The 15105-nt window shown below is 56.8% G+C and carries 29 protein-coding genes; all 29 read left to right on the forward strand.

Translation table 11 applies throughout. From position 1 onward, the window contains the following. The first annotated feature begins 22 nt into the window (after nucleotides 1–22). The 29 genes from tuf (at nucleotide 23) to rplQ (ending at nucleotide 15046) form a co-directional block, all read left to right on the forward strand. On the forward strand, nucleotides 23–1216 hold the full coding sequence (tuf, locus tag HU763_RS02240) for an elongation factor Tu (RefSeq protein WP_170027986.1): 1194 nt from the start codon (nucleotides 23–25) through the stop codon (nucleotides 1214–1216). Between the two features lie 141 nt (nucleotides 1217–1357). After that, complete coding sequence (gene rpsJ / locus HU763_RS02245) at nucleotides 1358–1669, forward strand: 30S ribosomal protein S10 (protein WP_003186070.1); 312 nt, start codon at nucleotides 1358–1360, stop codon at nucleotides 1667–1669. 80 nt (nucleotides 1670–1749) lie between these two features. After that, complete coding sequence (gene rplC, locus HU763_RS02250; protein WP_003257089.1) at nucleotides 1750–2385, forward strand: 50S ribosomal protein L3; 636 nt, start codon at nucleotides 1750–1752, stop codon at nucleotides 2383–2385. Nucleotides 2386–2397: 12 nt separating this feature from the next. After that, nucleotides 2398–3000: a 50S ribosomal protein L4 gene (gene rplD, locus HU763_RS02255; RefSeq protein WP_008089819.1), complete on the forward strand. Its 603-nt coding sequence runs from the start codon at nucleotides 2398–2400 to the stop codon at nucleotides 2998–3000. Continuing rightward, on the forward strand, nucleotides 2997–3296 hold the full coding sequence (rplW, locus tag HU763_RS02260; RefSeq protein ID WP_003255484.1) for a 50S ribosomal protein L23: 300 nt from the start codon (nucleotides 2997–2999) through the stop codon (nucleotides 3294–3296). The genes rplD and rplW overlap by 4 nt, the downstream gene beginning before the upstream one ends. Before the next feature lie 14 nt (nucleotides 3297–3310). Continuing rightward, on the forward strand, nucleotides 3311–4135 hold the full coding sequence (rplB, locus tag HU763_RS02265; RefSeq protein ID WP_170027992.1) for a 50S ribosomal protein L2: 825 nt from the start codon (nucleotides 3311–3313) through the stop codon (nucleotides 4133–4135). A 16-nt stretch (nucleotides 4136–4151) separates the two neighbouring features. Continuing rightward, on the forward strand, nucleotides 4152–4427 hold the full coding sequence (gene rpsS, locus HU763_RS02270; RefSeq protein ID WP_003255482.1) for a 30S ribosomal protein S19: 276 nt from the start codon (nucleotides 4152–4154) through the stop codon (nucleotides 4425–4427). Nucleotides 4428–4438: 11 nt separating this feature from the next. Beyond that, nucleotides 4439–4771 (forward strand): 50S ribosomal protein L22, encoded by a 333-nt coding sequence (gene rplV, locus HU763_RS02275; RefSeq protein WP_003103908.1) that lies wholly within the window; start codon nucleotides 4439–4441, stop codon nucleotides 4769–4771. Nucleotides 4772–4784: 13 nt separating this feature from the next. Then, nucleotides 4785–5471 carry a 30S ribosomal protein S3 gene (rpsC, locus tag HU763_RS02280; protein WP_003255481.1) on the forward strand — a complete coding sequence of 229 codons (687 nt, stop codon included), beginning with the start codon at nucleotides 4785–4787 and terminating at the stop codon, nucleotides 5469–5471. A 12-nt stretch (nucleotides 5472–5483) separates the two neighbouring features. Further along, a complete protein-coding gene (gene rplP, locus HU763_RS02285; protein ID WP_003255479.1) occupies nucleotides 5484–5897 on the forward strand; it encodes a 50S ribosomal protein L16 in 414 nt (137 codons plus the stop codon). Then, nucleotides 5897–6088, forward strand: coding sequence for a 50S ribosomal protein L29 (gene rpmC / locus HU763_RS02290; RefSeq protein WP_002555481.1), 192 nt, complete (start codon nucleotides 5897–5899; stop codon nucleotides 6086–6088). The genes rplP and rpmC overlap by 1 nt, the downstream gene beginning before the upstream one ends. 2 nt (nucleotides 6089–6090) lie before the next feature. After that, nucleotides 6091–6357, forward strand: coding sequence for a 30S ribosomal protein S17 (gene rpsQ, locus HU763_RS02295; RefSeq protein WP_008089812.1), 267 nt, complete (start codon nucleotides 6091–6093; stop codon nucleotides 6355–6357). A 23-nt stretch (nucleotides 6358–6380) separates the two neighbouring features. Beyond that, on the forward strand, nucleotides 6381–6749 hold the full coding sequence (rplN, locus tag HU763_RS02300) for a 50S ribosomal protein L14 (RefSeq protein WP_003243907.1): 369 nt from the start codon (nucleotides 6381–6383) through the stop codon (nucleotides 6747–6749). Between the two features lie 11 nt (nucleotides 6750–6760). Further along, entirely contained in the window at nucleotides 6761–7075 is a 315-nt protein-coding gene (rplX, locus tag HU763_RS02305; RefSeq protein WP_013970637.1) for a 50S ribosomal protein L24, read from the forward strand. 20 nt (nucleotides 7076–7095) lie between these two features. After that, on the forward strand, nucleotides 7096–7635 hold the full coding sequence (gene rplE / locus HU763_RS02310) for a 50S ribosomal protein L5 (RefSeq protein ID WP_003257095.1): 540 nt from the start codon (nucleotides 7096–7098) through the stop codon (nucleotides 7633–7635). Between the two features lie 13 nt (nucleotides 7636–7648). Then, nucleotides 7649–7954: a 30S ribosomal protein S14 gene (gene rpsN / locus HU763_RS02315; RefSeq protein ID WP_003255472.1), complete on the forward strand. Its 306-nt coding sequence runs from the start codon at nucleotides 7649–7651 to the stop codon at nucleotides 7952–7954. Between the two features lie 209 nt (nucleotides 7955–8163). Then, nucleotides 8164–8556 (forward strand): 30S ribosomal protein S8, encoded by a 393-nt coding sequence (gene rpsH / locus HU763_RS02320; RefSeq protein WP_009681971.1) that lies wholly within the window; start codon nucleotides 8164–8166, stop codon nucleotides 8554–8556. Between the two features lie 12 nt (nucleotides 8557–8568). Beyond that, nucleotides 8569–9102 carry a 50S ribosomal protein L6 gene (rplF, locus tag HU763_RS02325; RefSeq protein ID WP_170027993.1) on the forward strand — a complete coding sequence of 178 codons (534 nt, stop codon included), beginning with the start codon at nucleotides 8569–8571 and terminating at the stop codon, nucleotides 9100–9102. Nucleotides 9103–9112: 10 nt separating this feature from the next. Beyond that, entirely contained in the window at nucleotides 9113–9463 is a 351-nt protein-coding gene (gene rplR / locus HU763_RS02330; protein WP_009397496.1) for a 50S ribosomal protein L18, read from the forward strand. A 3-nt stretch (nucleotides 9464–9466) separates the two neighbouring features. Continuing rightward, the gene (gene rpsE, locus HU763_RS02335; RefSeq protein WP_003255465.1) at nucleotides 9467–9967 is read left to right on the forward strand and encodes a 30S ribosomal protein S5; all 501 of its coding nucleotides are present in this window, start codon (nucleotides 9467–9469) and stop codon (nucleotides 9965–9967) included. A 2-nt stretch (nucleotides 9968–9969) separates the two neighbouring features. Continuing rightward, nucleotides 9970–10146 (forward strand): 50S ribosomal protein L30, encoded by a 177-nt coding sequence (gene rpmD, locus HU763_RS02340; RefSeq protein WP_028690238.1) that lies wholly within the window; start codon nucleotides 9970–9972, stop codon nucleotides 10144–10146. Nucleotides 10147–10149: 3 nt separating this feature from the next. After that, the gene (gene rplO / locus HU763_RS02345; RefSeq protein ID WP_170027994.1) at nucleotides 10150–10584 is read left to right on the forward strand and encodes a 50S ribosomal protein L15; all 435 of its coding nucleotides are present in this window, start codon (nucleotides 10150–10152) and stop codon (nucleotides 10582–10584) included. Then, nucleotides 10585–11916 (forward strand): preprotein translocase subunit SecY, encoded by a 1332-nt coding sequence (secY, locus tag HU763_RS02350; RefSeq protein WP_003257108.1) that lies wholly within the window; start codon nucleotides 10585–10587, stop codon nucleotides 11914–11916. A gap of 28 nt (nucleotides 11917–11944) precedes the next feature. After that, on the forward strand, nucleotides 11945–12061 hold the full coding sequence (gene rpmJ / locus HU763_RS02355; protein ID WP_002555468.1) for a 50S ribosomal protein L36: 117 nt from the start codon (nucleotides 11945–11947) through the stop codon (nucleotides 12059–12061). Between the two features lie 131 nt (nucleotides 12062–12192). After that, entirely contained in the window at nucleotides 12193–12549 is a 357-nt protein-coding gene (gene rpsM / locus HU763_RS02360; protein WP_003257112.1) for a 30S ribosomal protein S13, read from the forward strand. A gap of 18 nt (nucleotides 12550–12567) precedes the next feature. Then, nucleotides 12568–12957 carry a 30S ribosomal protein S11 gene (rpsK, locus tag HU763_RS02365; RefSeq protein WP_003255454.1) on the forward strand — a complete coding sequence of 130 codons (390 nt, stop codon included), beginning with the start codon at nucleotides 12568–12570 and terminating at the stop codon, nucleotides 12955–12957. Nucleotides 12958–12972: 15 nt separating this feature from the next. Beyond that, nucleotides 12973–13593, forward strand: a complete 621-nt coding sequence (gene rpsD, locus HU763_RS02370) for a 30S ribosomal protein S4 (RefSeq protein ID WP_087503320.1) — start codon at nucleotides 12973–12975, stop codon at nucleotides 13591–13593. Nucleotides 13594–13615: 22 nt separating this feature from the next. Further along, complete coding sequence (locus HU763_RS02375; protein WP_003255452.1) at nucleotides 13616–14617, forward strand: DNA-directed RNA polymerase subunit alpha; 1002 nt, start codon at nucleotides 13616–13618, stop codon at nucleotides 14615–14617. Between the two features lie 42 nt (nucleotides 14618–14659). Beyond that, nucleotides 14660–15046 carry a 50S ribosomal protein L17 gene (gene rplQ, locus HU763_RS02380; protein WP_003255451.1) on the forward strand — a complete coding sequence of 129 codons (387 nt, stop codon included), beginning with the start codon at nucleotides 14660–14662 and terminating at the stop codon, nucleotides 15044–15046. Nucleotides 15047–15105 lie beyond the last annotated feature (59 nt).

Raw genomic sequence — 15105 nt, forward strand, 5'->3', positions numbered from 1 at the left:
TTTAGGCAAGAGGTTCACTGTCGTGGCTAAAGAAAAATTTGATCGTTCCCTTCCCCACGTTAACGTCGGCACCATCGGCCACGTTGACCACGGTAAGACCACTCTGACCGCAGCTCTGACTCGCGTCTGCTCCGAAGTATTCGGTTCGGCAGTCGTTGAGTTCGACAAGATCGACTCGGCTCCGGAAGAAAAAGCGCGCGGTATCACCATCAACACCGCTCACGTCGAGTACAACTCGAACATTCGTCACTACGCTCACGTTGACTGCCCAGGTCACGCTGACTACGTGAAGAACATGATCACCGGTGCTGCCCAGATGGACGGCGCGATCCTGGTTTGCTCGGCCGCCGATGGTCCGATGCCACAAACCCGTGAGCACATCCTGCTGTCCCGCCAGGTAGGCGTTCCGTACATCGTGGTCTTCCTGAACAAGGCTGACCTGGTAGACGACGCTGAGCTGCTGGAACTGGTCGAGATGGAAGTTCGCGACCTGCTGTCCACCTACGACTTCCCAGGCGACGACACCCCGATCATCATCGGTTCGGCTCGTATGGCGCTGGAAGGCAAAGACGACAACGAAATGGGTACTACCGCTGTCAAGAAGCTGGTAGAAACTCTGGATGCCTACATCCCTGAGCCAATCCGTGCCGTTGACCAGCCGTTCCTGATGCCGATCGAAGACGTATTCTCGATCTCGGGTCGTGGTACCGTTGTTACCGGTCGTATCGAGCGTGGTATCGTCCGCGTTCAGGATCCGCTGGAAATCGTTGGCCTGCGCCCGACCACCAACACCACCTGCACCGGTGTTGAAATGTTCCGCAAGCTGCTGGACGAAGGCCGCGCTGGCGAGAACTGCGGCGTTCTGCTGCGTGGTACCAAGCGTGACGAAGTTGAGCGTGGTCAGGTTCTGGTCAAGCCAGGTTCGGTCAAGCCGCACACCAAGTTCACCGCAGAAGTCTACGTTCTGTCGAAGGAAGAAGGCGGCCGTCACACTCCGTTCTTCAAAGGCTACCGTCCTCAGTTCTACTTCCGTACCACTGACGTGACCGGTAACTGCGAACTGCCGGAAGGCGTTGAAATGGTAATGCCAGGTGACAACATCCAGATGACTGTCACCCTGATCAAGACCATCGCAATGGAAGACGGTCTGCGCTTCGCTATCCGTGAAGGCGGTCGTACCGTCGGCGCCGGCGTCGTAGCCAAAATCATCGAGTAATCACTCGACCGATTGAAAAAACCCCCGCTCAGCGGGGGTTTTTTTTATTGGGTTGACACTAAATGGGGGCGTCTATAGAATCACGCCTCCTTTTAGCGGGCGTAGTGCGTCCGTTGGGAACAGCCTGGAGTCTGAAATCCAATGCAAAATCAGCAAATCCGTATCAGGTTGAAGGCTTTCGACCATCGCCTGATCGACCAATCCACCCAGGAAATCGTGGAAACCGCGAAACGTACTGGTGCACAAGTGCGTGGTCCAATTCCACTGCCTACCCGCAAAGAGCGTTTCACCGTTCTGGTTTCCCCGCACGTCAACAAAGACGCGCGTGACCAGTACGAGATCCGCACTCATAAGCGTGTTCTGGACATCGTCCAGCCAACGGATAAAACCGTTGACGCGCTGATGAAGCTTGATCTGGCGGCAGGTGTGGAAGTACAGATCAGCCTCGGCTAAGACTTCGGTCTGGTCGTGTAACGCTCTGAAATGGGCGGCCATAGCGGGTGAAAGCCCCGTACACTCATGAGGTTTACAACATGACTATTGGTGTAATCGGTCGCAAGTGCGGTATGACCCGCATTTTCACCGAAGAAGGTGTCTCCATTCCGGTCACGGTCATCGAGATCGAGCCGAATCGCGTCACCCAGTTCAAAACTGAAGAAACCGATGGCTACCGTGCAGTGCAAGTCACTGTCGGCGAGCGTCGTGCTTCGCGTGTGACTGCCGCTCAGGCAGGCCACTTCGCCAAGGCCAACGTTGCCGCTGGTCGCGGTGTCTGGGAGTTCCGTCTTGAAGAAGGCGATTTCCAGGCTGGCGATCTGATCAAAGCTGAACTCTTCACTGCAGGCCAGCTGGTAGACGTTACTGGTCAGTCCAAAGGTAAAGGCTTCGCCGGTACCATCAAGCGCTGGAACTTCCGTGGCCAGGACAACACCCACGGTAACTCCGTGTCGCACCGTGTCCCAGGTTCCATCGGCCAGTGCCAGACTCCTGGTCGTGTGTTCAAGGGCAAGAAAATGTCCGGTCACATGGGCGCCGAGCGCGTGACTGTTCAGTCCCTGGAAGTAGTTCGCGTAGACGCTGAACGCAACCTGCTGCTGGTCAAGGGTGCCGTTCCAGGCGCTACTGGCGGCGACGTGGTTGTACGTCCAGCTGTCAAGGCTCGCGGTTAAGGGGAAACTGACATGCAACTCAATGTAAATGACGCTCAGGCGATCGAAGTTTCCGAACTGACTTTCGGTGGCGAATTCAACGAGACGCTGGTACACCAAGCAGTCGTGGCCTACATGGCCGGCGGCCGTCAGGGCACCAAGCAGCAAAAGACCCGTTCCGACGTGGCTGGTGGCGGTAAGCGCCCATGGCGTCAGAAGGGTACTGGCCGTGCTCGTGCTGGTACCACTCGTGGTCCGATCTGGCGTGGCGGTGGTGTTACCTTCGCAGCTCGCCCTCAAGATCACTCGCAAAAGCTCAACAAGAAGATGTACCGCGCAGCCCTGCGCTCCATCCTCGCTGAGCTGGTGCGTAGCGACCGTCTGGTCGTGGTTCAGGACTTCGCTGTCGAAGCACCGAAAACCAAAGATCTGCTGAACAAGCTGAACGGCATGGGTCTGAACGACGTACTGATCGTTTCCGACGCTGTTGATCAGAACCTGTACCTGGCTGCTCGCAACCTGCCGCACGTCGATGTACGTGACGTACAAGGTTCCGACCCGGTCAGTCTGATCGCATACGAGAAAGTGTTGATCACTGTCTCGGCCGTGAAGAAATTCGAGGAGCTGCTGGGATGAACCAGGAACGCGTATTTAAAGTCCTCCTTGGCCCGCACGTTTCCGAGAAGGCTACCGTTCTGGCTGAGAAAAAAGGCCAGTTCGTATTCAAGGTTGCTACCGATGCAACCAAGCTGGAAATCAAGAAAGCTGTCGAAGGCCTGTTCAACGTAAAAGTTGAAAACGTGTCGACTGTTAACGTTCTGGGTAAAACCAAGCGTACCGCACGTGGTCTGGGCAAGCGTAATGACTGGAAGAAGGCGATCGTCTCCCTTCAGCCAGGCCAAGATCTCGATTTCAGCAGCAGTGCTGAGTAAGGAAGGGGTGCATCATGGCAATCGTTAAATGCAAACCGACTTCCCCTGGCCGCCGTTTCGTGGTCAAGGTGGTCAACCAGGAGCTGCACAAAGGCGCTCCTCACGCACCGCTGATCGAGAAGAAATCGAAGTCTGGTGGTCGTAACAACAATGGCCGCATCACCACTCGTCACGTTGGTGGTGGTCATAAGCAGCATTACCGTCTGGTCGACTTCCGTCGCAACGACAAAGATGGCATTCCAGCCACTGTCGAGCGTATCGAATACGACCCGAACCGTACTGCTCACATCGCCCTGCTGTGCTACGCAGACGGTGAGCGTCGCTACATCATCGCCCCTAAAGGCGTGAGCGCTGGCGACCAGCTGATCGCAGGTGCCCTGGCCCCAATCAAGGCCGGTAACTCCCTGCAGCTGCGCAACATTCCAGTAGGTAGCACCGTTCACGGCATCGAACTGAAGCCGGGCAAAGGTGCTCAGATCGCTCGTTCCGCTGGTGCTTCGGCTCAGCTGATCGCTCGCGAAGGTGTCTACGTGACCCTGCGTCTGCGCTCTGGTGAAATGCGTAAAGTCCTGGCTGAGTGCCGTGCGACCCTGGGCGAAGTCTCGAACTCCGAGCACAGCCTGCGTTCGCTGGGTAAAGCTGGTGCCAAACGCTGGCGCGGCGTTCGCCCAACCGTTCGTGGTGTTGCCATGAACCCGGTTGACCACCCACACGGTGGTGGTGAAGGTCGTACCTCCGGTGGTCGTCATCCGGTATCGCCATGGGGCTTCCCAACCAAGGGTGCGAAGACCCGTGGTAATAAGCGTACCGACAATATGATCGTCCGTCGTCGCAAGTAACTAGAGGGATACGACAGTGCCACGTTCTCTGAAAAAAGGTCCTTTTATCGATCTTCACCTGCTGAAGAAGGTCGAAGTGGCGGTGGAGAAGAACGATCGCAAGCCAGTTAAAACCTGGTCGCGCCGTTCGATGATCCTGCCACAAATGGTCGGTCTGACCATCGCGGTACACAACGGTCGTCAACATGTCCCAGTTCTGGTGAACGAAGACATGGTCGGCCACAAACTGGGCGAGTTCGCCGGTACCCGCACCTACCGCGGGCACGTGGCTGACAAGAAAGCCAAGCGTTAAGGGGTAAGGAAATGGAAGTAGCCGCTAAGTTGTCGGGCGCTCGCATCTCCGCCCAGAAAGCCCGCTTGGTCGCCGACCAGATCCGCGGGAAGAAGGTGGGCGAAGCGCTCAACCTGTTGGCCTTCAGCAGCAAAAAAGCCGCTGAAATCATGAAGAAAGTCCTCGAGTCGGCCGTAGCCAACGCCGAACACAACGAAGGCGCAGACGTTGATGACCTGAAGGTCTCCACCGTCTTCGTCAACGAAGGGCGTTCGCTGAAGCGCATCATGCCACGTGCCAAGGGCCGTGCTGATCGCATCGTCAAGCGGTCTTGCCATATCACTGTCAAGGTTGCGGACAAGTAACGGAGTCGATCAGATGGGTCAGAAAGTACATCCCACTGGCATTCGCCTGGGAATCGTCAAGGAGCACACCTCCGTCTGGTACGCAGACGGTGCTACTTACGCAGATTACCTGTTGAAGGATCTGAAAACGCGTGAGTACCTCCAGGACAAACTAAAAAGCGCGTCCGTAAGCCGTATCGATATTCATCGTCCGGCTCAAACTGCACGCATCACCATCCACACCGCTCGTCCCGGTATCGTTATCGGTAAGAAAGGTGAAGATGTCGAGAAGCTGCGTCAGGACCTGACCAAGCAGATGGGTGTGCCTGTGCACATCAACATCGAAGAGATCCGCAAGCCGGAACTCGACGCCATGCTGGTTGCGCAGAGCGTAGCTCAGCAGCTGGAACGCCGCGTAATGTTCCGTCGCGCCATGAAGCGCGCCGTACAGAACGCCATGCGTATTGGTGCCAAGGGCATCAAGATCCAGGTGAGCGGTCGTCTCGGCGGTGCTGAGATTGCTCGTACCGAGTGGTATCGCGAAGGTCGTGTGCCTCTGCACACCCTGCGTGCCGATATCGACTACAACACCTACGAAGCTCACACCACTTACGGTGTGATCGGTGTGAAGGTTTGGATCTTCAAAGGCGAAGTGATTGGTGGTCGCCAAGAAGAACTGAAACCACAAGCACCAGCGCCTCGTAAAAAAGCTGCTAAGTAAGGGGTACGCCAAATGTTGCAACCAAAGCGTACAAAATTCCGCAAGCAGATGACTGGCCACAACCGTGGTCTGGCACTGCGCGGTAGCAAAGTCAGCTTCGGCGAGTTCGCCCTGAAAGCTGTTGCTCGCGGTCGCCTCACCGCTCGCCAGATCGAGTCCGCACGTCGTGCGCTGACCCGTCACGTTAAACGTGGCGGCAAGATCTGGATCCGTGTGTTCCCGGACAAGCCGATCTCCAAGAAGCCTCTCGAGGTTCGTATGGGTAAAGGTAAGGGCTCCGTGGAATACTGGGTTGCCCAGATTCAGCCAGGCAAAGTCCTGTATGAAATCGAAGGTGTTTCTGAAGAGCTGGCGCGCGAAGCTTTCGCCCTGGCTGCTGCAAAGCTGCCTCTCGCCACCTCCTTTGTTAAGCGGACGGTGATGTGATGAAAGCGAATGAACTTCGTGAAAAATCGGCACAGCAACTGAATGAGCAACTGCTCGGCTTGCTGCGCGACCAGTTCAATCTGCGTATGCAGAAAGCAACTGGCCAGTTGGGGCAGTCGCACCTGCTCTCGCAAGTTAAGCGTGACATCGCTCGCGTGAAAACTGTGCTCAACCAGCAGGCAGGTAAGTGATCATGGCTGAAGCTGAAAAAACCGTCCGTACGCTGACTGGCCGTGTCGTCAGCGACAAAATGGACAAGACCATCACCGTTCTGATCGAGCGTCGCGTCAAGCACCCGATCTACGGTAAATACGTTAAGCGTTCGACTAAGCTGCACGCGCACGACGAATCCAACCAGTGCAAAATCGGCGACAAGGTTTCCATCCGTGAAACCCGTCCGCTGGCCAAGACCAAGTCCTGGGCACTGGTTGAAGTCCTCGAACGCGCTGTTGAAGTCTAAGGGCTAAGGGTCGGAGAAATTTTATGATTCAGACTCAATCCATGCTCGATGTGGCCGATAACAGCGGCGCTCGTCGCGTCATGTGCATCAAGGTACTCGGCGGTTCGCACCGCCGTTACGCCGGCATCGGTGACATCATCAAAGTAACCGTCAAGGAAGCAATTCCGCGCGGCAAGGTCAAGAAAGGCCAGGTGATGACCGCTGTTGTCGTCCGCACCCGTCACGGTGTTCGTCGCGCCGACGGTTCCATCATTCGTTTCGACGGCAACGCTGCTGTTCTGCTGAACAACAAGCAAGAGCCGATCGGCACTCGCATCTTCGGGCCAGTGACCCGTGAGCTTCGTTCCGAGAAGTTCATGAAGATCGTCTCGCTCGCCCCTGAAGTGCTGTAAGGAGATCCGACATGCAAAAGATTCGTCGTGACGACGAGATCATCGTGATCGCCGGCAAAGACAAGGGTAAGCGCGGTAAGGTGCTGAAGGTTCTGGCTGACAACCGTCTGGTTGTTGGTGGTGTGAACCTGGTCAAGCGTCATACCAAGCCTAACCCGATGGCGGGCGTACAGGGCGGTATCGTCGAGAAAGAAGCGCCTCTGCACGCTTCCAACGTTGCCATCTTCAACGGTGAAACCAACAAGGCTGACCGCGTTGGTTTCAAAGTAGAAGACGGTAAAAAAATTCGTGTCTTCAAGTCGACCCAAAAAGCGGTTGATGCTTGAACACTGCTAGGTAGAAGACCATGGCACGACTGAAAGAGATTTACCGGAACGAAATCGCTCCTAAGCTTAAGGAAGAACTTAAGCTGTCGAACGTGATGGAAGTTCCGCGCGTTACCAAGATCACCCTGAACATGGGTCTGGGCGAAGCGATCGGCGACAAGAAAGTCATCGAGCACGCTGTTGCCGACCTGGAAAAGATCACCGGTCAAAAGCCGGTCGTGACTTTCGCTCGTAAATCCATCGCGGGCTTCAAAGTCCGTGAGGGCTGGCCGATCGGCGTCAAGGTGACCCTGCGTCGCGACAAGATGTACGAATTCCTGGACCGCCTGCTGGCGATCTCCCTGCCTCGGGTACGCGACTTCCGCGGCCTGAATGCCAAGTCCTTCGATGGCCGTGGCAACTACAGCATGGGCGTGAAAGAGCAGATCATCTTCCCGGAAATCGACTACGACAAGATCGATGCTCTGCGCGGTTTGGACATCACCCTGACCACCACTGCTCGTTCGGACGACGAAGGCCGCGCTCTGCTGCGTGCTTTCAAGTTCCCGTTCCGCAACTGATTGGAGTAGGAAAATGGCCAAGAAGAGCATGAAAAACCGCGAGCTGAAGCGTCAGCTCACGGTAGCCAAGTTCGCTAAGAAGCGTGCTGAGCTGAAAGCGACCATCGTCAACCTGAACGCCTCTCCTGAAGAGCGTTTCGCTGCCGTTGTCGCTCTGCAGAAGCAGCCACGTGACGCTAGCGCCTCGCGCCTGCGCAACCGTTGCCGCCTGACCGGTCGTCCTCACGGTGTATACCGTAAGTTCGGCCTGGGCCGTAACATGCTGCGTCAAGCTGCAATGCGCGGTGACGTACCGGGTCTGGTCAAGGCCTCCTGGTAATCGCTGCCGGTGTGATCCCGGTGGAAGGGGAGTAATCTTCCGACCGCCGGTGACCTCACCAACAAACAAGCCCCTATATGGGGCTTGTTTCGTTTCTGCCTTGTGTCTAGAATGACCGGCTCACCTGAGCCTGGGTTTTTTGCCCTGCCTGCTCGGGTGGTTGTGATAGCCGCAAGGCTAATAATTCTTGTATCAGGAGCATCTAGCCCATGAGTATGCAGGACCCGTTAGCGGACATGCTAACTCGCATCCGTAATGCCCAGATGGCTGAAAAGTCCGTCGTAAGCATGCCTTCCTCCACCCTGAAGGTCGCGGTTGCCAAAGTTCTGAAGGACGAAGGTTACATCGCTGGCTACCAGGTAACTGGTGAGGCCAAGCCTTCCCTGTCGATCGAACTGAAGTACTTCGAAGGCCGTCCGGTCATCGAGGAACTGAAGCGCTCCAGCCGTCCAGGCCTGCGCCAGTACAAGTCCGTCGCAGAGCTGCCGAAAGTACGTGGCGGCCTGGGCGTGTCTATCGTCTCCACCAACAAAGGTGTGATGACTGATCGCGCTGCGCGCGCTGCCGGTGTCGGCGGCGAAGTTCTGTGCACAGTGTTCTAAGGGGAGATAGGCATGTCTCGCGTCGCTAAGAACCCCGTTAAGCTGCCAGCAGGCGTCGAAGTCAAATTCGCCGGCCAGCAGCTTTCGGTGAAGGGTGCCAAAGGCACTCTCGAACTGAACGTTCACTCGTCTGTTGAAGTTACCGAAGAAGCTGGTGAGCTGCGTTTCGCTGCTCGCAACGGTGACCAGCAAGCTCGCGCCATGGCCGGTACCACCCGCGCTCTGGTGAACAACATGGTCCAGGGCGTAAGCCAAGGCTTCGAGCGCAAGCTCCAGCTGATCGGTGTTGGTTACAAGGCACAGGCCAAGGGCACCGTCCTGAACCTGGCTCTGGGCTTCTCGCACCCAGTGGACTACGAACTGCCAGCCGGTATCACCGCTGAAACCCCAAGCCAGACCGACATCCTGATCAAGGGTATCGACAAGCAGCTGGTGGGTCAGGTGGCCGCTGAAATCCGCGACTTCCGTCCGCCAGAGCCTTACAAAGGCAAGGGTGTGCGTTACGCGGACGAAGTAGTCCGTCGTAAAGAAGCCAAGAAGAAGTAGGGCCTAGCAAATGACCGACAAAAAAGTTACTCGACTGCGTCGCGCTCGCAAAGCACGCCTCAAGATGCACGAACTCGAAGTCGTGCGCCTGTGCGTGTTCCGCTCCTCGCAGCACATCTACGCCCAGGTCATTTCGGCCGACGGCAGCAAGGTTCTGGCAAGCGCCTCGACCTTGGACAAAGAACTGCGTGATGGCGCCACTGGCAACATCGACGCGGCCACTAAGGTTGGCAAGCTGGTAGCTGAGCGTGCGAAAGCCGCCGGTGTATCTCAAGTTGCCTTTGACCGTTCCGGCTTCAAGTACCACGGCCGCGTCAAGGCGCTGGCTGATGCTGCTCGTGAAGGCGGGCTGGAGTTCTAAGTTATGGCAAATAACGATCAAAAGCGCGACGAAGGCTACATCGAGAAGCTGGTTCAAGTTAACCGCGTTGCCAAAACCGTAAAAGGCGGCCGTATCTTCACCTTCACCGCGCTGACCGTGGTAGGTGATGGCAAAGGTCGTGTTGGCTTCGGCCGTGGCAAGTCGCGCGAAGTACCTGCTGCGATCCAGAAGGCTATGGAAGCTGCTCGCCGCAACATGATCCAGGTTGACCTGAAGGGCACCACCCTGCAGTACGCCACCAAGGCTGCCCACGGCGCCTCGAAGGTTTACATGCAGCCTGCTTCGGAAGGTACCGGTATCATCGCCGGTGGCGCAATGCGTGCTGTCCTGGAAGTTGCTGGTGTTCAGAACGTTCTGGCCAAGTGCTACGGTTCGACCAACCCTGTGAACGTGGTTTACGCCACCTTCAAGGGTCTGAAAGCCATGCAATCTCCTGAATCCATTGCTGCCAAGCGCGGCAAGAGCGTTGAGGAGATCTTCTGATCATGGCAACCGTAAAAGTAACGCTGATCAAGAGCACTGCCGGCCGTCTGCCTAACCACAAACTGTGCGTTAAAGGCCTGGGTCTGCGTCGCATCGGTCACACTGTAGAAGTCCAGGATACTCCCGAAAACCGCGGGATGATCAACAAGGCTTACTACATGCTGAAGGTCGAGGGTTAATCGATGAAACTCAATGATCTGAGTCCAGCGCCGGGTTCCCGTCGCGAGAAGCATCGTCCGGGTCGTGGTATCGGTAGCGGTTTGGGCAAGACTGGTGGCCGTGGTCACAAAGGTCAGACCTCCCGTTCCGGTGGCACCATCGCTCCGGGCTTCGAAGGCGGTCAACAGCCGCTGCACCGTCGTCTGCCGAAATTCGGCTTCGTTTCCCTGAAAGCCATGGACCGCGCCGAAGTGCGTCTGTCCGAGCTGGCCAAGGTGGAAGGCGACGTGATCTCCGTGCAATCCCTGAAGGATGCCAACGTGATCGGCCAGAACGTACAGCGCGTGAAAATCATGCTGTCTGGCGAAGTCACTCGCGCAGTCACCATCAAGGGTATCGCAGCCACCAAGGGTGCGCGTGCGGCTATCGAAGCAGCTGGCGGCAAGTTCGAGGAATAAATGGCTAAGCAAGGTGCTCTCTCTTCGCTCGGTAAGGGCGGGATGTCGGAACTCTGGGCTCGTCTGCGCTTTCTGTTCATGGCGATCATCGTCTATCGGATAGGTGCGCATATCCCGGTTCCTGGCATCAATCCAGACCGTCTGGCGGATCTGTTTCGGCAGAATGAGGGGACCATTCTTAGCTTGTTCAACATGTTTTCCGGTGGCGCGCTCGAGCGCATGAGCATCTTTGCACTGGGGATCATGCCGTACATCTCGGCATCGATCATCATGCAGCTGATGACGGCGGTCAGCCCGCAACTGGAGCAGTTGAAGAAGGAAGGTGAAGCTGGCCGTCGCAAGATCAGCCAGTACACCCGCTACGGCACCGTTATCCTGGCACTGGTCCAAGCCATTGGCATGTCCATTGGCCTGGCCAACCAGGGCGTGGCGTTTTCTGTAGGTCTGGGCTTCCATGTCGTCGCCGTCTCCACCTTCGTGGCAGGCGCGATGTTCATGATGTGGCTGGGCGAGCAGATCACCGAGCGCGGTGTGGGCAACGGTATCTCGATGTTGATCTTCGCAGGTATCGTTGCCGGTCTTCCGAGAGCAATCGGGCAGTCTTTCGAGTCTGCACGCACAGGCGATATCAACATTTTCGCCCTGGTCGCTATCGGTTTGCTGGCAGTAGCGATTATCGGCTTCGTGGTGTTCATTGAGCGTGGTCAGCGTCGTATCGCCGTTCACTACGCCAAGCGTCAGCAGGGCCGCAAGGTCTTCGCTGCGCAGACCAGCCACCTGCCGCTGAAGGTGAACATGGCGGGGGTTATCCCGGCCATTTTCGCGAGCAGCATTCTGCTGTTCCCGGCTTCGCTGGGTGCCTGGTTCGGTCAGTCCGAAGGTATGGGCTGGCTGCAGGACATCTCGCAGTCGATCGCTCCTGGTCAGCCGTTGAACATTCTGCTGTTTAGTGCAGGGATCATTTTCTTCTGCTTCTTCTACACAGCGCTGATGTTCAACCCGAAAGACGTAGCGGAAAACCTGAAGAAGTCCGGTGCCTTTATTCCGGGTATCCGTCCTGGTGAGCAGTCGGCACGCTACATTGATGGCGTTCTGACCCGTCTGACCATGTTCGGTGCTCTTTACATGATGGCCGTCTGCCTTCTGCCCCAGTTCCTGGTGGTGGCAGCAAATGTGCCGTTCTACCTTGGCGGGACCTCGTTGCTGATTGTGGTAGTGGTTGTGATGGACTTCATGTCCCAAGTACAATCGCACCTCGTTTCGCACCAGTACGAATCCCTGATGAAGAAAGCCAACCTGAAAGGCTACGGTGGCAGCGGTTTGCTGCGCTGATACGCCCCTAAGGTTCGAGGAGTCGGTAATGAAAGTTCGTGCATCGGTGAAAAAGCTGTGCCGTAACTGCAAGATCATCCGTCGCGAAGGCGTCGTACGAGTGATCTGCAGCGCGGAACCGCGTCACAAACAGCGCCAAGGCTGAGTGTGATCTGCGCTTCAAACCCAGCAGCTAGTGTGCTGCTGGGTTGATTATTCGTTTCTACAGCGATATTATCTCGCGCCCTATTTCTTGGCTTCCGGGGCGTAGGTAGCTGTCAATTGGAGTCCCACTGAATGGCCCGTATTGCAGGCGTCAACATTCCAGATAACAAGCATGCTGTTATCTCGCTGACCTACATCTATGGTGTCGGTCGCACTACTGCACAGAAGATCTGTGCAGACGCTGGTGTAAACCCAGCCGCTAAGATCAAGGATCTGAGCGACGAGCAAATCGAAACCCTGCGTGGCGAAGTCGCGAAGTTCACCACCGAAGGTGACCTGCGTCGTGACATCAACATGAAGATCAAGCGCTTGATGGACCTGGGTTGCTACCGCGGCCTGCGTCATCGTAAAGGTCTGCCGGTTCGCGGTCAGCGCACCAAGACCAACGCACGCACCCGTAAGGGCCCGCGTAAGCCGATCCGCAAGTAATCGCCCAGGAATATAGACATGGCAAAACCTGCTGCTCGTCCTCGTAAGAAAGTCAAAAAGACAGTGGTTGATGGCATCGCCCACATCCATGCCTCTTTCAACAACACCATCGTGACCATCACCGACCGTCAGGGCAACGCTTTGTCCTGGGCGACCTCCGGTGGTTCGGGTTTCCGTGGTTCGCGCAAATCCACCCCGTTCGCAGCTCAGATCGCTGCTGAGCGTGCTGGTCAAGCTGCGCTGGAATACGGTCTGAAGAACCTCGACGTGAACGTCAAGGGTCCAGGTCCAGGTCGTGAGTCCGCCGTTCGTGCACTGAACAGCTGCGGCTACAAGATCGCCAGCATCACCGACGTGACGCCAATCCCGCACAACGGGTGCCGTCCGCCGAAGAAGCGTCGCGTGTAATCAGGAGACAGATAAATGGCACGTTACATTGGTCCAAAATGCAAACTGTCTCGCCGTGAAGGCACTGACCTGTTCCTGAAGAGCGGCGTTCGCGCTCTGGAATCGAAGTGCAACATCGAAGCAGCCCCAGGTATCCACGGCCAGCGCCGTGGCCGTCAGTCCGACTACGGTACCCAGCTGCGCGAGAAGCAAAAAGTTCGTCGTATCTACGGTGTTCTGGAGCGTCAGTTCCGCGGTTACTACCAGGCTGCAGCCTCGAAAAAAGGCGCAACCGGTGAGAACCTGCTGCAACTGCTCGAGTGCCGTCTGGATAACGTCGTCTACCGTATGGGCTTCGGTTCGACTCGCGCCGAATCCCGTCAGCTGGTTTCGCACAAAGCGATCAGCGTCAACGGTAAGACTGTGAACATTCCATCCTACCAAGTTCGTCCGGGTGACGTGGTCGCGGTTCGCGAGAAGTCGTCGAACCAGCTGCGCATTGTTCAAGCCCTTGAACTGTGCGCCCAGCGTGGCCGCGTTGAGTGGGTTGATGTGGATGCTGCTAAAAAGTCGGGCGTTTTCAAGAACGTTCCTGCTCGCAGCGACCTGTCTGCCGACATCAACGAGAACCTGATTGTCGAGCTCTACTCCAAGTAAGGGCTAGAAAATAGGTGCATCCATGCAGATTTCGGTAAATGAGTTCCTGACTCCCCGCCACATTGATGTGCAGGTAGTCAGTCCGACCCGCGCCAAGATCACGCTCGAGCCTCTCGAGCGTGGTTTCGGCCATACCCTGGGCAACGCGCTGCGCCGCATCCTGTTGTCCTCCATGCCTGGCTGTGCAGTAGTCGAGGCCGAGATCGATGGCGTACTCCACGAGTACTCCGCGATCGAAGGTGTACAGGAAGACGTCATTGAAATCCTGTTGAACCTGAAGGGCCTGGCTATCAAGCTGCACGGTCGTGACGAAGTTACGCTGACCTTGTCGAAAAAGGGTTCGGGGGTGGTTACCGCTGCCGATATTCAGCTGGATCACGATGTCGAGATCGTCAACCCCGATCACGTAATCGCGAACCTGGCGTCGAACGGCGCCCTGAACATGAAGCTCACCGTAGCTCGTGGTCGTGGTTACGAGCCGGCCGACTCCCGTCAAACCGACGAAGACGAAAGCCGTAGCATTGGCCGTCTGCAGCTGGACGCTTCGTTCAGCCCGGTGCGTCGTATCGCCTACGTGGTCGAGAACGCCCGTGTTGAACAGCGTACCAACCTGGACAAGCTGGTCATTGATCTGGAAACCAACGGCACCCTGGACCCTGAAGAGGCTATCCGCCGCGCTGCGACCATCCTGCAACAGCAGCTGGCCGCGTTCGTCGACCTCAAAGGTGACAGCGAGCCTGTCGTAGTCGAGCAGGAAGACGAGATCGATCCGATCCTGCTGCGTCCGGTTGACGACCTGGAACTGACTGTACGTTCGGCCAACTGCCTCAAGGCGGAGAACATCTACTACATCGGCGACCTGATTCAGCGTACCGAAGTAGAGCTGTTGAAGACTCCTAACCTGGGCAAGAAGTCCCTGACTGAAATCAAGGACGTGCTGGCCTCTCGTGGTCTGTCTCTCGGCATGCGCCTCGACAACTGGCCGCCTGCAAGTCTTAAGAAAGACGACAAGGCGACCGCCTGATCGTCGTAATCACCGAACGTAGTGTTTGGTAAGGAATGAATCATGCGTCATCGTAAAAGTGGACGTCACCTGAGCCGTACCAGCTCTCACCGCAAGGCTATGTTCCAGAACATGGCAGTGTCGCTGATCGAGCACGAGCTGATCAAAACCACCCTGCCGAAAGCCAAGGAACTGCGCCGCGTTGCCGAGCCGCTGATCACCCTGGCCAAGGAAGACAGCGTAGCTAACCGCCGTCTGGCCTTCGACCGTACCCGTTCGAAGTCCGCTGTTGGCAAGCTGTTCAACGACCTGGGCAAGCGTTACGCCACCCGTCAGGGCGGCTACCTGCGCATCCTGAAGTGCGGTTTCCGCGCTGGCGACAACGCGCCTATGGCGTACGTCGAGCTGGTTGATCGTCCGGTCGGCGGTGCTGTAGAAGCTGCTGAGTAAGACGTTCTGTCTGCTACAAAGAACCGGGCCTAGTGCCCGGTTTTTTGTTTCTGGATGTA

This window comes from Pseudomonas anuradhapurensis, assembly GCF_014269225.2.
Lineage (GTDB): Bacteria > Pseudomonadota > Gammaproteobacteria > Pseudomonadales > Pseudomonadaceae > Aquipseudomonas > Aquipseudomonas anuradhapurensis.

Excerpts from the sequence above, each read along its gene's own strand:
- rpsJ (WP_003186070.1), top strand. The coding sequence starts at position 1,358 with ATGCAAAATCAGCAAATCCGTATCAGGTTGAAGGCTTTCGACCATCGC.
- rplC (WP_003257089.1), top strand. The coding sequence starts at position 1,750 with ATGACTATTGGTGTAATCGGTCGCAAGTGCGGTATGACCCGCATTTTC.
- rplD (WP_008089819.1), top strand. The coding sequence starts at position 2,398 with ATGCAACTCAATGTAAATGACGCTCAGGCGATCGAAGTTTCCGAACTG.
- rplW (WP_003255484.1), top strand. The coding sequence starts at position 2,997 with ATGAACCAGGAACGCGTATTTAAAGTCCTCCTTGGCCCGCACGTTTCC.
- rplB (WP_170027992.1), top strand. The coding sequence starts at position 3,311 with ATGGCAATCGTTAAATGCAAACCGACTTCCCCTGGCCGCCGTTTCGTG.
- rplV (WP_003103908.1), top strand. The coding sequence starts at position 4,439 with ATGGAAGTAGCCGCTAAGTTGTCGGGCGCTCGCATCTCCGCCCAGAAA.
- rpsC (WP_003255481.1), top strand. The coding sequence starts at position 4,785 with ATGGGTCAGAAAGTACATCCCACTGGCATTCGCCTGGGAATCGTCAAG.
- rplP (WP_003255479.1), top strand. The coding sequence starts at position 5,484 with ATGTTGCAACCAAAGCGTACAAAATTCCGCAAGCAGATGACTGGCCAC.
- rpmC (WP_002555481.1), top strand. The coding sequence starts at position 5,897 with ATGAAAGCGAATGAACTTCGTGAAAAATCGGCACAGCAACTGAATGAG.
- rpsQ (WP_008089812.1), top strand. The coding sequence starts at position 6,091 with ATGGCTGAAGCTGAAAAAACCGTCCGTACGCTGACTGGCCGTGTCGTC.
- rplN (WP_003243907.1), top strand. The coding sequence starts at position 6,381 with ATGATTCAGACTCAATCCATGCTCGATGTGGCCGATAACAGCGGCGCT.
- rplX (WP_013970637.1), top strand. The coding sequence starts at position 6,761 with ATGCAAAAGATTCGTCGTGACGACGAGATCATCGTGATCGCCGGCAAA.
- rplE (WP_003257095.1), top strand. The coding sequence starts at position 7,096 with ATGGCACGACTGAAAGAGATTTACCGGAACGAAATCGCTCCTAAGCTT.
- rpsN (WP_003255472.1), top strand. The coding sequence starts at position 7,649 with ATGGCCAAGAAGAGCATGAAAAACCGCGAGCTGAAGCGTCAGCTCACG.
- rpsH (WP_009681971.1), top strand. The coding sequence starts at position 8,164 with ATGAGTATGCAGGACCCGTTAGCGGACATGCTAACTCGCATCCGTAAT.
- rplF (WP_170027993.1), top strand. The coding sequence starts at position 8,569 with ATGTCTCGCGTCGCTAAGAACCCCGTTAAGCTGCCAGCAGGCGTCGAA.
- rplR (WP_009397496.1), top strand. The coding sequence starts at position 9,113 with ATGACCGACAAAAAAGTTACTCGACTGCGTCGCGCTCGCAAAGCACGC.
- rpsE (WP_003255465.1), top strand. The coding sequence starts at position 9,467 with ATGGCAAATAACGATCAAAAGCGCGACGAAGGCTACATCGAGAAGCTG.
- rpmD (WP_028690238.1), top strand. The coding sequence starts at position 9,970 with ATGGCAACCGTAAAAGTAACGCTGATCAAGAGCACTGCCGGCCGTCTG.
- rplO (WP_170027994.1), top strand. The coding sequence starts at position 10,150 with ATGAAACTCAATGATCTGAGTCCAGCGCCGGGTTCCCGTCGCGAGAAG.
- secY (WP_003257108.1), top strand. The coding sequence starts at position 10,585 with ATGGCTAAGCAAGGTGCTCTCTCTTCGCTCGGTAAGGGCGGGATGTCG.
- rpmJ (WP_002555468.1), top strand. The coding sequence starts at position 11,945 with ATGAAAGTTCGTGCATCGGTGAAAAAGCTGTGCCGTAACTGCAAGATC.
- rpsM (WP_003257112.1), top strand. The coding sequence starts at position 12,193 with ATGGCCCGTATTGCAGGCGTCAACATTCCAGATAACAAGCATGCTGTT.
- rpsK (WP_003255454.1), top strand. The coding sequence starts at position 12,568 with ATGGCAAAACCTGCTGCTCGTCCTCGTAAGAAAGTCAAAAAGACAGTG.
- rpsD (WP_087503320.1), top strand. The coding sequence starts at position 12,973 with ATGGCACGTTACATTGGTCCAAAATGCAAACTGTCTCGCCGTGAAGGC.
- HU763_RS02375 (WP_003255452.1), top strand. The coding sequence starts at position 13,616 with ATGCAGATTTCGGTAAATGAGTTCCTGACTCCCCGCCACATTGATGTG.
- rplQ (WP_003255451.1), top strand. The coding sequence starts at position 14,660 with ATGCGTCATCGTAAAAGTGGACGTCACCTGAGCCGTACCAGCTCTCAC.